The following is a 13771-nucleotide window of genomic DNA, read 5'->3' as shown; positions in this document are numbered from 1 at the left end:
CGACCCCCCTGCCCCGCCTTCCTACCCCGCGCCGGCCTACCGCCCGCCGAAGGACGCGGAGCGCGTGGGCGGGCGGTCCGTGGTGACGACCACGATGGTCGTCACCACGCCCGCGGTCCTCGCCGCCGCCCTGCTGCGGCCGCGCTCGCGCTCCGCCGCGGGCGGCGCGTCGGGCGCCCGATCCCGCCCCAACTCCCCCTCCGGAGGCTCTTCGTGACGGAATGGATCGTCCTCGGCGGCGCCATGGCGCTGGCCTGTGCGGTCGTGCTGACGATGACCGTGGTCAGGCACCGCCGTGTGCCCGCGGACGACGACGACACCAGCGAGACGCCCGACGTCATCGAGTACATGGTGATGATGGTCGGCGTCGTGTACGCCATCGTCCTCGGACTCGCCATCGCCGGCGTCTGGGAGGCGCGCGGCGCCGCCGAGGACAGCGCCCGCCAGGAGGCCCAGGCGCTGCACGAGATCACCCGGCGCGCGCAGGTCTACCCGGCGAACGCCGAGGAGCGCATCCAGCACGACGTGCGGCGCTACACCGAGCACGTGACGACCGTCGAGTGGCCGCTCATGATCGAGGAGCACGAGCTCACCGACCGGGGCACCGAACTCCTCGACACCCTGCGCCACGACATCGCCGCCCGCCCGCCCGCGAGCGAACTGGAGGCGCAGACGTACCAGCCGCTGCTCGACCAGGTGGCCGCCGCCGACGAGGCGCGCAGGGCACGGGCCGACAACGCGGAGGAGACCCTCCCCGGGGTCGTCTGGTTCGGCCTGGTCGCCGGGGCACTCGTCACCGTCGGGCTGATCTTCACGCTGCAGATCAGACGCTCGGGCCGGGAGCTGCTGCTCGCCGGTACCTTCAGCGCGCTGATCGCCTTCCTGCTCTTCCTCGTCTGGAACTTCGACGCGCCCTACGGCAGGTCCGCGACGGAGTCGGCGAGCGCGTTCCAGGATCTTCTCAGCGTCTGAACACCCCGTCCCGGGGCGCTCGTCCGGTCATCCGAAGCATGCGTGCCCGGATCCGGCCCCGCCGGGATCCGGGCACGCCGGCCACTCCGGCGCCACGGGCGGCATGAAGGTCGTCCGCGGGCCGGGCGTGGCCGCGGCGGCGCAGGGGTACACGGCGGGGCGGCGAGTCAGGCGCGCGGGTCCCGCGCCAGCCGTCGCCAGTGACGGTCCGCGGGAACCCGCAGCCCGCGCCAGGTGTCGATGAACAGCTTTGTCGACGCGAACCCCGGCCAGTCGGGCGGCAGCAGTTGCCGGGGCAGGCGCGGATCCCGCTCGAACGTGCCGCGCCACGCGTGCACCAGCCGCGTCCGCAGGACGAACGCCGCCTCGTCCGAGTCCGCGCGCACCGCGCCGAAGCGCCCGACGAACTCCTCGTGCGCGGCCCGTACCGCCGTCAGGTCCCAGGCGCGGGCGACGATCTCCCCGTCGTCCTCGCCGCGCGCGACCAGCCAGGTCGCGTGCGGCGCGAGCCCCTGCTCCCGCAGCAGGTCCTTGAGGGCGGCCACCCCTCCCGCGTCCGCCGCGATCCACACGCCGGGCCGCCCTCCGCGCGCCGCAGAGGGCTGGCAGAGCGTTTCGGAGCGCACGTGGTGGTGGATCCGGCCACGCGGGACCCCTTCGACGCGTGGCGCGAGGCGAGCGTTTCCGGCCAGTCACTGTCCGTGTACGAGTGCTCGGGCCGGCCGGGCATGCTGAACACGGTCCTGCACCGGGCCCCGCGCGCCACCCGTGTGCTCCTGATCGGCGCCTGCATGACCGAGGGCACCTTCCGTCCCGTGGTCGGGATCTACAAGGACATCACGGTGACGATGTGCAGGGCGTACCCGCCGGAGGAGTTCGCCCGGACGCCGGACAGGATCGCGGACGGCAGGGTGGACGCGGCGGCGCTGATCACCGGGGAGGTGGGTTTCGCGGGGGTGGACGAGGCGATGGCGGCGCCGGCGCGACCGGACGACCACGTGAAGGTCCTGGTGCGGCCCCAGGGCACGCGAAGGGGGCCCGAACCAGAAGGTTCAGGCCCCCGGGGCACCGTACAGGCGCTGCTACGGCAGCTGCGCCGCCCGCGCCTCGCGACGGTTGTCGCGGAAGTTGTTGACCCGTCGAGCCGTGGCGAAGAGGGGGATCACCGCGCCGAGGACGAGCTGGAGCGCGCAGCCGGTCTGCAGGAGCAGCTGGCCGCCCGGGGCGTCGAACGCCCAGGCCGCGAGCAGGCCCATGGCCGCGACGATCCACGCGAGCATGGCCACCGCGAGCGGACCCCGCGGCTTGGGGTACTCGACGCGGCTGACCATGAGCCAGGCCGTGCCGATGATCGCGAGGAGCGTCGCCACGAAGGGCAGCTCCAGGAGCACGATCGAGACGACCGTCAGCGCTCCGAACGGGGACGGCATGCCCTGGAAGGTGCCGTCCTTCACGGTCACGCAACTGAACCGCGCAAGCCGCAGCACCACCGCCAGCAGCACCACGATCGCGCCCACCGCCGCCACGCGCTGGTGCGCGTCGTCCGCGACCATGCCGTAGACGAGGACGAAGTAGGCGGGGGCGAGCCCGAAGCTGATCAGGTCGGACAGGTTGTCCAGCTCCGCGCCCATCGGCGAGGACCGCAGCTTGCGGGCCACGAGCCCGTCGAACAGGTCGAAGACGGCCGCGCAGAGCATCAGGATCACGGTGGTGGCGGCGGAGTGCCGCGCCATGCCGCTCTCGTTGCTGCCCTGCAGGTGCGGGATGAGGATGCCGGTGGTGGTGAAGTACACCGCCATGAACCCGCACGTGGCGTTACCGAGCGTGAGGGTGTCCGCTATTGAGAGGCGCAGTGAGAGAGGCATCTCCTCCTCGGCCTCGTCCTCGACTGCCTCCGGCACCCAGCCGGCCTGTGTTTCAGGATCAACCACGGTCAATTCGAGTCACCCCAGCCACGGTCTTCTGACCGACCTCGACGTCCACCTCGACACCCTCGGGGAGGTAGATGTCGACGCGAGAGCCGAAGCGGATCAGGCCAATCCGTTCGCCCTGCTCCACCTTCGTGCCCTGCGGCACGTACGGCACGATGCGCCGCGCGACCGCGCCCGCGATCTGGATCATCTCGATGTCGCCGAGCTCGGTGTCGAAGTGCCAGACAACGCGCTCGTTGTTCTCGCTCTCCTTGTTGAACGCCGGCACGAACCCGCCGGGCACGTGCTCCACGGACGTCACCGTGCCCGCGAGGGGCGCGCGGTTGACGTGGACGTTCAACGGGCTCATGAAGATGGCGACGCGGGTGCGCCCGTCCTTCCACGGCATGATGCTCTGCACCACGCCGTCGGCGGGGGAGATGACCCGCCCCTGAGCGATCTCGCGCTCGGGGTCGCGGAAGAACCACAGCATGCCCGCCGCCAGAGCGGTGGCGGGTACGGCAACGGCCGCGGCGCCCTTGGAGCGGCGCGCGCGGGCGAGGCTGAGTGCCGCGGTGGCGACGGTCGGCAGGAGCCACGGCGATGCTCCGCGAGCAAGGCGTCCCTTAAGAATGCCGTCGCGTGGTGCAGAGGTTTGGCTGTGGGGCATGGATGACCTTCGTAGCGGATGATGCCGCGCATGAACGGGGGACGGCGGCTTTCTCCGGATGCTATCGGTTGCGAGCCACAACTGGGCAAGCCAGGAAGCCGAGTCGGCGGCCGAAGAGTGTTGACAGGGTGTGATCTTCTTCGCGGAGAAAACGCCCCAAACCGGGCATTTAGCCCTGGAATCGATACTCTTCGAGCAGTCGACGACCAATGATCATTTTCTGGATCTCGGCGGTACCTTCACCGATCAGCAGCATCGGGGCCTCCCGGTAGAGGCGCTCGATCTCGTACTCCTTCGAGAAGCCGTAACCGCCGTGAATCCGGAACGCGTCCTCCACGACTTCTTTGCAGTATTCGGAGGCGAGGTACTTCGCCATCCCTGCTTCGAGGTCGTTTCGTTCCCCGGAGTCCTTTTTGCGTGCTGCATTCACCATCATCGCATGGGCGGCCTCGACCTTGGTAGCCATCTCGGCCAGCTTGAACTGGATGGCCTGGTGCTGGGCGATCGGCTTCCCGAAAGTGTGACGTTGCTGGGCATATGAGACACCGAGCTCAAATGCACGCTGAGCGACACCGCAACCACGTGCCGCGACATTGACGCGGCCGACCTCGACTCCGTCCATCATTTGGTAAAACCCTCGGCCGGTGGCGCCGCCGAGCACGCGATTGGCCGGAATTCGCAGCCCATCCATGATGAGTTCGGTCGTGTCGACGCCCTTGTAACCCATCTTGTCGATCTTGCCGGGGATGGTGAGGCCCGGACGGACCTCGCCGAATCCGGGCTCCTTCTCGACGAGGAAGGTCGTCATCGACTTGTGCGGGGCCGTGCCCTCGGGGTGTCCTTCGTCACTCCGGCACAGGACCGCGACCAGCGTGGAAGTGCCGCCGTTGGTCAGCCACATCTTCTGACCGTTGAGGACGTACTCGTCGCCGTCCTTGACGCCCTTCGACGTGATCGCCGACACATCGGAGCCGAGTCCGGGCTCCGACATGGAGAACGCGCCGCGCACCTCGCCGGCCGCCATGCGCGGCAGGAAGGTGTCCTTCTGCTCCTGCGTGCCGTGCTGCTTGAGCATGTAGGCGACGATGAAGTGGGTGTTGATGATGCCGGAGACCGACATCCAGCCACGCGCTATCTCCTCGACGCACAGCGCGTACGTGAGCAGCGACTCACCGAGACCGCCGTACTCCTCCGGGATCATCAGGCCGAACAGGCCCAGTTCCTTGAGGCCGTCGACGATCTGCTGCGGGTACTCGTCACGGTGCTCCAGCTCCGTGGCGACCGGGATGATCTCCTTGTCGACGAAGTCCCGGACGGTGGAAAGGATCTCCTGCTGGACGTCGGTGAGTCCGGCGGTCTGGGCGAGTCGCGTCATGGCTACTTCTCCTGCTGCTTCGGCTCCGGGCGGCCGGGCTGCTCGCCGCCGCGCTCCTTGATGTACGTCTCGGTGGGCACCATCACCTTGCGGCGGAACACACAGACCAGCGTGCCGTCCTGCTTGTAGCCCCTGGTCTCCACGTGGACGATCCCGCGGTCGCTCTTCGACCTCGACGGCGTCTTGTCCAGGACGGTCGTCTCGCCGTAGATCGTGTCGCCGTGGAAGGTCGGTGCCACGTGCTTGAGCGACTCGATCTCCAGGTTGGCGATCGCCTTGCCGGAGACGTCCGGCACGCTCATGCCGAGCAGCAGGGAGTAGATGTAGTTGCCCACGACGACGTTCTTGCCGAAGTCCGTCGTCTTCTCCGCATAGTTCGTGTCCATGTGGAGGGGGTGGTGGTTCATGGTGAGCAGACAGAAGAGGTGGTCGTCGTACTCGGTGACCGTCTTCCCGGGCCAGTGCTTGTACACGGCGCCGACTTCGAACTCTTCGTAGGTGCGGCCGAACTGCATGGTGTCTTACGCCTCCGGGGCCTCGAACTTGGACGTGCGCTGCATGCCCGCCGCACGGCCCTTTCCGGAGATGACCAGCGCCATCTTCCGGCTCGCCTCGTCGATCATCTCGTCGCCGAGCATCGCCGAGCCCTTCTTGCCGCCCGCCTCGGACGTGTAGTACTCGTACGCGTCCAGGATCAGCTCGGCGTGGTCGAAGTCCTCCTGCGAGGGCGAGAAGATCTCGTTCGACGCCTCCACCTGGCCCGGGTGCAGCACCCACTTGCCGTCGAAGCCGAGCGCCGCGGCGCGCTGCGCGACCTCGCGGTAGCCCTCCACGTTGCGGATCTGGAGGTAGGGGCCGTCGATCGCCTGGAGGTCGTTGGCGCGCGCGGCCATCAGGATCTTCATCAGGATGTAGTGGTAGGCGTCCGCGCCGTAGCCGGGCGGCTGCTCGCCGACGACCAGGGACTTCATGTTGATGGACGCCATGAAGTCGGCCGGGCCGAAGATGATCGTCTCGACGCGCTGGGAGGCCTCGGCGATCGCGTTGACGTTGTTGAGGCCGCGGGCGTTCTCGATCTGCGCCTCGATGCCGATCTTGCCGACCTCGAAGCCCATCGTCTTCTCGATCTGGGTCAGCAGCAGGTCCAGCGCGACGACCTGGTCGGCCGTCTGCACCTTCGGCAGCATGATGCAGTCGAGGTTCTGGCCGGCGCCCTCGACGACGGTGACGACGTCGCGGTACGTCCACTCGGTCGTCCAGTCGTTGACGCGCACGACCCGCGTCTTGCCCGTCCAGTCGCCCTCGTTGAGGAACGTGACGATGGTGTGCCGTGCCTCCGGCTTGGCGAGCGGCGCGCAGGCGTCCTCCAGGTCGAGGAAGACCTGGTCGGCGGGGAGGCCCTGGGCCTTCTCCAGGAAGCGCGGGTTCGAGCCCGGTACCGCCAGACACGAGCGGCGGGGGCGCAGACGGTTGATGGGCGCGGTCATGCGGGGACCTCCAGCGGGTCGAGGTTGTTCGCTTTCCGGATCTCGTCGACGATACGGCCGATGATCTCCGTGATGCCGAAGTCCTTGGGCGTGAAGACGGCGGCGACACCCGCACGCTTCAGGTCCTCGGCGTCGGCGTTGGGGATGATGCCACCGACGATCACGGGGATGTCGGCGGCGCCCGCCTCGCGCAGCCGCTCCAGGACGTCGGGCACCAGCTCGGCGTGCGACCCGGAGAGGATCGACAGGCCGACGCAGTGCACGTCCTCGGCGAGCGTGGCGGACACGATCTGCTCCGGGGTGAGCCGGATGCCCTGGTAGACCACCTCGAACCCGGCGTCGCGGGCCCGCACGGCGATCTGCTCGGCGCCGTTGGAGTGGCCGTCCAGACCCGGCTTGCCGACGAGGAGGCGCAGCCGGCCGCCGAGCTCGTCGGCCGTGCGCTCGACCTTGCGGCGGACCTCGGCGAGCGGTGAGCCCGCCTCGGCGGCCACCGCGACCGGCGCCGACGAGACGCCGGTGGGTGCGCGGAACTCGCCGAACACCTCGCGCAGGGCCCCCGCCCACTCGCCGGTCGTGACCCCGGCGCGGGCGCATTCGAGGGTGGCCTCCATGAGGTTCTCCGTGCCCGCGGCGGCCTCCTTGAGGCGGTCCAGGGCCTGCCGGGTGGTCGGGTAGTGGAACGGGTCGCCCATGCCCTGGCGCTCCGAGGACTCCTGGCGCGTGGTGCGCCAGTCGCCGATCGCCCGCACGACCTTCGCCTCGACGGCGTGGTCGACCGTCATGATCGCGGCGTCCAGGTCGGCGGTGAGCGGGTTCGGCTCGGTGGACTCGTACACGTTCACGCCGACGATCTTCTCCTCGCCGCCCTCGATCCGGGCGCGGCGCTCGGCGTGCGAGGAGACGAGCTGGGACTTGAGGTAGCCCGACTCGACGGCGGCCATGGCGCCGCCCATCTCCTGGATCCGGTCGATCTCGGCGAGCGACTCGGCGACCAGCTCGTCGACCTTCTTCTCGATGACGTGCGAGCCCGCGAAGATGTCCTCGTACTCCAGCAGGTCGCTCTCGTGCGCGAGGACCTGCTGGATGCGCAGGGACCACTGCTGGTCCCAGGGGCGGGGCAGTCCCAGTGCCTCGTTCCAGGCGGGCAGTTGGACGGCCCGCGCGCGGGCGTCCTTGGAGAGGGTGACGGCCAGCATCTCCAGGACGATCCGCTGGACGTTGTTCTCCGGCTGGGCCTCGGTCAGGCCCAGGGAGTTGACCTGCACGCCGTAGCGGAAGCGGCGCTGTTTCGGGTTCTCGATGCCGTACCGCTCGCGCGTGATCTGATCCCAGATCCGCCCGAACGCCCGCATCTTGCACATCTCCTCGATGAAGCGGACACCCGCGTTCACGAAGAAGGAGATGCGGGCCACGACGTCCCCGAACTTCTCCTCGGGGACCTGCCCTGAGTCGCGTACGGCATCGAGAACCGCGACGGCGGTGGACATCGCGTACGCGATCTCCTGGACCGGTGTGGCCCCCGCCTCCTGGAGGTGATAGCTGCAGATGTTGATGGGGTTCCACTTGGGGATGTGGGCCACCGTATACGTGATCATGTCGGTGGTCAGACGCAGCGAGGGCCCCGGCGGGAAGACGTGCGTCCCGCGCGAGAGGTACTCCTTGACGATGTCGTTCTGCGTCGTCCCCTGGAGCTTGCCGATGTCCGCGCCCTGCTCCTCCGCGACCACCTGGTAGAGCGCCAGAAGCCACATGGCGGTGGCGTTGATCGTCATCGAGGTGTTCATCTGGTCCAGGGGGATGTCCTGGAACAGGCGCCGCATGTCACCGAGGTGCGAGACCGGCACGCCGACCCGGCCGACCTCGCCGCGGGCGAGGACGTGGTCGGGGTCGTACCCGGTCTGGGTGGGCAGGTCGAACGCGACCGAGAGGCCCGTCTGCCCCTTGGCGAGGTTGCGACGGTACAGCTCGTTGGACGCCTCCGCCGTGGAGTGACCGGCGTACGTCCGCATGAGCCACGGCCGGTCCTTCTGACGCTCTGTCATGCTCCGCTGCTCCTCGCTCGGTTCAGACGTTGCGGAAACGGTTGATGGCGTCGATGTGCTTGGCCCGCATGTCCGGGTCGCGCACGCCCAGGCCCTCCTTGGGCGCGAGCGCGAGGACGCCGACCTTGCCCTGGTGGGCGTTGCGGTGGACGTCGTGGGCCGCCTGGCCGGTCTCCTCCAGGGAGTAGACCTTGGAGAGCGTGGGGTGGATCTTGCCCTTGGCGATCAGGCGGTTGGCCTCCCACGCCTCGCGGTAGTTGGCGAAGTGCGAGCCGATGATGCGCTTGAGGGACATCCACAGGTAGCGGTTGTCGTACTCGTGCATATAGCCCGAGGTGGAGGCGCAGGTGGTGATGGTGCCGCCCTTGCGCGTGACGTAGACGCTGGCGCCGAAGGTCTCGCGGCCGGGGTGCTCGAAGACGATGTCGATGTCCTCGCCGCCGGTGAACTCGCGGATGCGCTTGCCGAAGCGCTTCCACTCCTTGGGGTCCTGGGTGCGCTCGTCCTTCCAGAACTTGTAGCCCTCGGCGCTGCGGTCGATGATCGCCTCGGCGCCCATGGACCGGCAGATGTCCGCCTTCTGCTCGCTGGAGACGACACAGATCGGGTTGGCGCCACCGGCCAGCGCGAACTGCGTGGCGTAGCTGCCGAGTCCACCGCTCGCGCCCCAGATCAGGACGTTGTCGCCCTGCTTCATGCCGGCGCCGTTGCGCGAGACGAGCTGGCGGTACGCGGTCGAGTTCACGAGCCCGGGAGCGGCGGCCTCCTCCCAGCTCAGGTGGTCCGGCTTCGGCATGAGCTGGTTGGACTTGACGAGCGCGATCTCGGCGAGGCCGCCGAAGTTGGTCTCGAAGCCCCAGATGCGCTGCTCGGGGTCGAGCATCGTGTCGTTGTGGCCGTCGGAGGACTCCAGCTCGACGGAGAGGCAGTGCGCGACGACCTCGTCGCCCGGCTTCCAGGAGTTCACGCCGGGGCCGGTGCGCAGGACGACGCCCGCCAGGTCGGAGCCGATGACGTGGTACGGCAGGTCGTGGCGCTTGGTGAGCTCGCTGAGCCGGCCGTAGCGCTCCAGGAAGCCGAAGGTCGACAGCGGCTCGAAGATCGAGGTCCACACGGAGTTGTAGTTCACCGACGAGGCCATGACGGCCACCAGGGCCTCACCGGGGCCGAGTTCGGGGACCGGCACCTCGTCCAGGTGGAGCGACTTGCGCGGGTCCTTGTCGCGGGTCTCCAGGCCCGCGAACATCTCCGTCTCGTCCTTGTGCACGGTGATCGCGCGGTACGAGTCGGGCAGGGGGAGAGCGGCGAAGTCGGCGGACTTGGCGTCCTGCGACTGAATCGCGTCCAGGATTTCCTTCACGGTTTTGCCTCCGGCGAAGAAGCGCCCTGCGGGAGCGCTCTTGAGGGTTGCGTCGGGGTGCTGGTGGTGCTGTGGAGGTGTGCCGTCGGTTCGGCGAAGGGTGGTGCTCGGCGACGCCCTGGTGGGGCGTGGGAGGTGCCTGTGACGCAGGCGTCCGGGCGCTCAAGCCGTGGCTTGTGGGGACAGCCGGCGTACGGAGGATCTCCGCACGCCGGCCGCCCGGACAACATCAACGTATGACACCGCGTGCCAACGGGCAAGACACTGAGTGCCATGAGTTTTTGACCGATGATCGATCAGTGCAGGTCAGAGGGGGTGACGGCATGACTGAGGGGCCGCTACCAGCCGGTAGAGGCCCCTCAAAAGCCAAGGACGAATCGGGTGAAAACCTACCTAGAAGCGCTCCCCGAGCACCGTCAGGAACGCTCCCTCAGCGCCTTCTCGATGGTCCGCATGACCTCGTCCAGCGGGGCGTCCGTACGGGCCACCGTGACGAGGACCTCGCCCTGCGCGGAGGCCGTCGCGGGGACCGAGGCGGGGGAGGCGTCGCGCCCCGCGCCGATGCCGGTGCCGAAGGTACGGCGGACGATGGCGAAGGCGTGGTCCAGATGGGTCTCCACGTCGCCCTGGCCGCCGGCCCGCAGCCAGCGCCGCAGGACGTGGTTGTGGGCCGTGACGACCGCGGAGGCGGCGACCTCGGCGAGCAGCGGGTCGTCGTTGCCGTCGTGGTGCGCCTGCTCGTCGAAGTGACCCAGGAGATAGCGGGTGAACAGCCGCTCGTAGCGGGCCACCGAGGCGATCTCGCGCTCGCGGAGCGTGGGGACCTCGCGGGTCAGGCGGTAGCGCTCCACGGAGACGGAGGGCTGCGCCGCGTACATCTTCATGACTTCCTTGATGCCGCGGCACACGGTGTCGAGCGGGTGCTCGTGCGGCGGTGCCGCGTTCAGCACCGCCTCCGCGCGGATCAGGGTGTCGTCGTGGTCCGGGAAGATCGCCTCTTCCTTGGAGCGGAAGTGGCGGAAGAAGGTCCGGCGGGCGACGCCCGCGGCGGCGGCGATCTCGTCGACCGTCGTCGCCTCGTACCCCTTGGACGCGAAGAGCTCCATGGCCGCCGCCGCCAGCTCCCGGCGCATCTTGAGCCGTTGGGCGGCGGCACGGCTGCCCGCGGCGCTCTCCGGAGCGTCGGCGGTGGCGTTACGTGAGGACTTGGCGGCCTTGGACATGCCATGAACGTACTGCATATGCGCGCCGCGCTGCTCCCGCGGGACGGGGCCGCCCGAGGGTTCGAGCAGCCCGCCCCAGTCCGTACGTTGGCCCAGGAGCCCTTCGGTCGGCTCAGCGCCGGGCATATTCGCGGAAGCCACGGCCCGTCTTGCGGCCGAGGCAGCCCGCGGCCACCAGGTGCTCCAGGAGCGGCGCCGGGGCCAGGCCCGGGTCGCGGAACTCGCGGTGCAGGACCGTCTCGATGGCGAGCGAGACGTCCAGGCCGACGACGTCCAGGAGCTCGAAGGGGCCCATGGGGTAGCCGCCGCCGAGCTTCATCGCGGCGTCGATGTCGTCGAGCGAGGCGTAGTGCTCCTCGACCATCTTGATCGCGTTGTTCAGGTACGGGAAGAGCAGCGCGTTCACGATGAAGCCGGCGCGGTCGCCGCAGTCCACCGGGTGCTTGCGGATCCGCGTGCAGACCTCGCGGACGGTGGCGTGCACGTCGTCCGAGGTCAGCACGGTGCGGACCACCTCGACGAGCTTCATCGCCGGCGCCGGGTTGAAGAAGTGCATGCCGATCACGTCGCGGGGGCGCGAGGTGGCGCGTGCGCAGGCGACGACCGGCAGCGAGGAGGTCGTGGTGGCCAGGATCGCGCCCGGCTTGCAGACCTTGTCGAGCGTCGCGAACAGCTGCTGCTTGACCGCCAGGTCCTCGGCGATGGCCTCCAGTGCCAGGTCGACGTCCGCGAACGCCTCGTACGACCCGGTCGGCGTGATCCGCTCCAGCGTCTGCGCCGCGGCCTCGGCGGTCATCCGGCCCTTGTCGACGGAGCGCGCGAGCGACGTGCCGATGCGGGACTTGGCCGTCCGGGCCTTCTCGTCGGTGCGCGCGGCGAGCACCACGTCGTAGCCGGCCTTGGCGAAGACCTCCGCGATGCCCGAGGCCATCGTCCCGGAGCCGGCGACGCCGACCGAGCGGATCGTGCGGCCCCCGGCCCGGTCCGCGTCCTCGCGCGGCGTCAGCGAGTCGGCCACCACGTCCGCGCTGCCCGGCTCGGCGTACGTGTAGAAGCCGCGGCCCGCCTTGCGCCCGGTCAGGCCGGCCTCGCTGAGCTGCTTGAGGATGGGCGCGGGCGCGTGCAGCCGGTCGCGGGACTCGGCGTACATGGCGTCGAGGACGGTGCGGGCGGTGTCCACGCCGATGAGGTCGAGCAGCGCGAGCGGGCCCATCGGCAGGCCGCAGCCCAGCCGCATCGCGGCGTCGATGTCCTCGCGGGAGGCGTACTTCGCCTCGTACATCGCGGCGGCCTGGTTGAGGTAGCCGAAGAGCAGCCCGTCGGCGACGAAGCCGGGGCGGTCGCCGACCGCCACGGGCTCCTTGCCCAGCGCGTACGCCAGCTCGGTGACCGCGGCGACGGCGGCGGGCGCGGTCAGCACGGAGGAGACGACCTCGACGAGCTTCATCGCGGGCGCCGGGTTGAAGAAGTGCAGGCCGAGGACGCGCTCGGGGCGGGCCGACTCGGCGGCCAGCCGGGTCACGGACAGCGCGTTGGTGCCGGTCGCGATGATCGTGTCCGGGCGCACGACGGTGTCGAGCTCGCGGACGATCTGCTGCTTGATCTCGTACGACTCCGGGGCGACCTCGATCACCAGGTCGGCGTCGGCGGCGGCCTGGAGGTCGGTGAAGGTGCGGAAGCGGGCGAGGGCGTCGCGCCGCTCCTGCTCGGTGAGGCGTTCACGGCGCACCGCGCGGGCCGTGGAGGCCTCCAGGGACGCGACCGCCCGGGTGGCCGCCGCTTGGCTGATGTCGATGCCGATGACCTCGCGGCCCGCACGGGACAGGACCTCGGCGATGCCGGTGCCCATCGTGCCCAGACCGATGACGGCGACGGTGTTCAAAGGAGCGTCCATGCGAGGACTCCAGGAAAGAGAGTGACGACTGAGGGGCACACGCGAAGACGGCACATGCCGTACGGCGTGCGGAAGGTGAGGGTGTGTCGTGCCCCGGGCGGCGCGCTCGCCGCACCCGGTGGAGAGGAACCGACCGGCCCTGTCCCGGGGCCATGTCGTACTGAGGTGCCTGGTGCACCGAACCGACCTGCACCCATGACGGCTGCGTCACCAGGCCGTCATGAGGAAGTGCTAGAGGGGAGTGTGCCCCGCTCACCTGAGATTAACCCGCGAGTAATGAGCGCGCCAGCCCCCGATGTTGCCCGATACCTGTGATCTACGTCGCGACCGCTGGGTAAGGCTTAGGCTCGCGGCCATGGATCAGGAGTTGCGGACCGTGACGGAACGTTTACGCGGAGAGTCCGGAGGGAGCAAGGAGTACGAGAAGCTCATCGCCACGGAGGACCTCGACGAGCTCGCCGAGGTGCTGGTCTCGCCGGGACAGCCCTTGTGGGCCCGGGAGTTGGTGGCGGTCCGGCTCGGGGTGGCCGGCGACCGCAGGGCCTTCGAGTCCCTCGTCCTCCTCCTCAACCACCGGGATCCGCCGCGCTGCGCCGCCGCGGCCTACGCCCTGGCGCGCCTCGGTGACCCGCGCACGGCGCGCGCGGCGGCCGCGCTCGCCACGAACGAACTCCGCATCGCCTACGCCCTGCACCCGGTGCGGCTGCTGACGGAACTGCGCGCCCCGGAGTCGGTGCCCGCGCTGATCACCACCCTGGAGCGCAGGCTGGCGCCGCACGATCCGTTCGGCAGGATCGCGCTCGCGTGCGTGGAGGGGCTGGGGGCGCTGGGGGAC

At 69.6% G+C, this 13771-nt stretch carries 14 protein-coding genes; 3 read left to right on the top strand and 11 right to left on the bottom strand.

All coding sequences use genetic code 11. The annotated features are described in order from the left end of the window. Together AOK22_RS42265 and AOK22_RS29620 are read left to right on the top strand one after the other, a co-directional pair. Window positions 1-217: hypothetical protein (locus tag AOK22_RS42265; RefSeq protein WP_208606465.1), on the top strand; the 217-nt coding region annotated here is incomplete at its 5' end. Continuing rightward, window positions 214-972 carry a bestrophin-like domain gene (locus AOK22_RS29620; protein ID WP_055701794.1) on the top strand — a complete coding sequence of 253 codons (759 nt, stop codon included), beginning with the start codon at window positions 214-216 and terminating at the stop codon, window positions 970-972. The genes AOK22_RS42265 and AOK22_RS29620, both read left to right, overlap by 4 nt. Before the next feature lie 167 nt (window positions 973-1139). Here AOK22_RS29620 and AOK22_RS29615 read toward each other — a convergent pair whose 3' ends face one another. The 11 genes from AOK22_RS29615 to AOK22_RS29565 form a co-directional block, all read right to left on the bottom strand. Next, window positions 1140-1544 (bottom strand): PaaX family transcriptional regulator C-terminal domain-containing protein, encoded by a 405-nt coding sequence (locus AOK22_RS29615; RefSeq protein ID WP_055701793.1) that lies wholly within the window; start codon window positions 1542-1544, stop codon window positions 1140-1142. Between the two features lie 254 nt (window positions 1545-1798). Further along, the gene (locus tag AOK22_RS29610) at window positions 1799-1999 is read right to left on the bottom strand and encodes a hypothetical protein (RefSeq protein ID WP_055701792.1); all 201 of its coding nucleotides are present in this window, start codon (window positions 1997-1999) and stop codon (window positions 1799-1801) included. Window positions 2000-2054: 55 nt separating this feature from the next. Further along, window positions 2055-2909 carry a CDP-diacylglycerol--serine O-phosphatidyltransferase gene (gene pssA, locus AOK22_RS29605; protein ID WP_079036898.1) on the bottom strand — a complete coding sequence of 285 codons (855 nt, stop codon included), beginning with the start codon at window positions 2907-2909 and terminating at the stop codon, window positions 2055-2057. Then, entirely contained in the window at window positions 2896-3552 is a 657-nt protein-coding gene (locus tag AOK22_RS29600) for a phosphatidylserine decarboxylase (protein ID WP_079036897.1), read from the bottom strand. The genes pssA and AOK22_RS29600 overlap by 14 nt, the downstream gene beginning before the upstream one ends. A 169-nt stretch (window positions 3553-3721) precedes the next feature. Next, entirely contained in the window at window positions 3722-4927 is a 1206-nt protein-coding gene (locus tag AOK22_RS29595) for an acyl-CoA dehydrogenase family protein (RefSeq protein WP_055701789.1), read from the bottom strand. A gap of 2 nt (window positions 4928-4929) precedes the next feature. After that, a complete protein-coding gene (locus AOK22_RS29590) occupies window positions 4930-5442 on the bottom strand; it encodes a MaoC family dehydratase (protein ID WP_055701788.1) in 513 nt (170 codons plus the stop codon). Between the two features lie 6 nt (window positions 5443-5448). After that, window positions 5449-6414 (bottom strand): HpcH/HpaI aldolase/citrate lyase family protein, encoded by a 966-nt coding sequence (locus AOK22_RS29585; RefSeq protein ID WP_055701787.1) that lies wholly within the window; start codon window positions 6412-6414, stop codon window positions 5449-5451. After that, window positions 6411-8459 (bottom strand): protein meaA, encoded by a 2049-nt coding sequence (locus tag AOK22_RS29580; protein WP_055701786.1) that lies wholly within the window; start codon window positions 8457-8459, stop codon window positions 6411-6413. The genes AOK22_RS29585 and AOK22_RS29580 overlap by 4 nt, the downstream gene beginning before the upstream one ends. Before the next feature lie 22 nt (window positions 8460-8481). Beyond that, window positions 8482-9819, bottom strand: a complete 1338-nt coding sequence (gene ccrA / locus AOK22_RS29575) for a crotonyl-CoA carboxylase/reductase (protein WP_055701785.1) — start codon at window positions 9817-9819, stop codon at window positions 8482-8484. A 416-nt stretch (window positions 9820-10235) separates the two neighbouring features. Then, window positions 10236-11060 (bottom strand): TetR family transcriptional regulator, encoded by an 825-nt coding sequence (locus AOK22_RS29570; RefSeq protein WP_193433196.1) that lies wholly within the window; start codon window positions 11058-11060, stop codon window positions 10236-10238. Window positions 11061-11154: 94 nt separating this feature from the next. Beyond that, the gene (locus AOK22_RS29565; RefSeq protein WP_055701783.1) at window positions 11155-12936 is read right to left on the bottom strand and encodes a 3-hydroxyacyl-CoA dehydrogenase family protein; all 1782 of its coding nucleotides are present in this window, start codon (window positions 12934-12936) and stop codon (window positions 11155-11157) included. 355 nt (window positions 12937-13291) lie between these two features. On the opposite strand from AOK22_RS29565, the gene AOK22_RS29560 reads away from it, so the two are divergent. After that, window positions 13292-13771: adenylosuccinate lyase (locus AOK22_RS29560; RefSeq protein ID WP_055701795.1), on the top strand; the 480-nt coding region annotated here is incomplete at its 3' end.

The organism is Streptomyces silaceus, from assembly GCF_001419745.1.
GTDB classification, from domain to species: Bacteria; Actinomycetota; Actinomycetes; order Streptomycetales; family Streptomycetaceae; genus Streptomyces; species Streptomyces silaceus.
This window is presented reverse-complemented; position numbering and strand designations above follow the sequence as displayed.

Coding starts and splice junctions, on each gene's coding strand:
- AOK22_RS29565 (WP_055701783.1), bottom strand. CDS start 12,936: ATGGACGCTCCTTTGAACACCGTCGCCGTCATCGGTCTGGGCACGATG.
- AOK22_RS29595 (WP_055701789.1), bottom strand. CDS start 4,927: ATGACGCGACTCGCCCAGACCGCCGGACTCACCGACGTCCAGCAGGAG.
- AOK22_RS29590 (WP_055701788.1), bottom strand. CDS start 5,442: ATGCAGTTCGGCCGCACCTACGAAGAGTTCGAAGTCGGCGCCGTGTAC.
- AOK22_RS29570 (WP_193433196.1), bottom strand. CDS start 11,060: ATGCAGTACGTTCATGGCATGTCCAAGGCCGCCAAGTCCTCACGTAAC.
- AOK22_RS29585 (WP_055701787.1), bottom strand. CDS start 6,414: ATGACCGCGCCCATCAACCGTCTGCGCCCCCGCCGCTCGTGTCTGGCG.
- AOK22_RS29580 (WP_055701786.1), bottom strand. CDS start 8,459: ATGACAGAGCGTCAGAAGGACCGGCCGTGGCTCATGCGGACGTACGCC.
- AOK22_RS29600 (WP_079036897.1), bottom strand. CDS start 3,552: ATGCCCCACAGCCAAACCTCTGCACCACGCGACGGCATTCTTAAGGGA.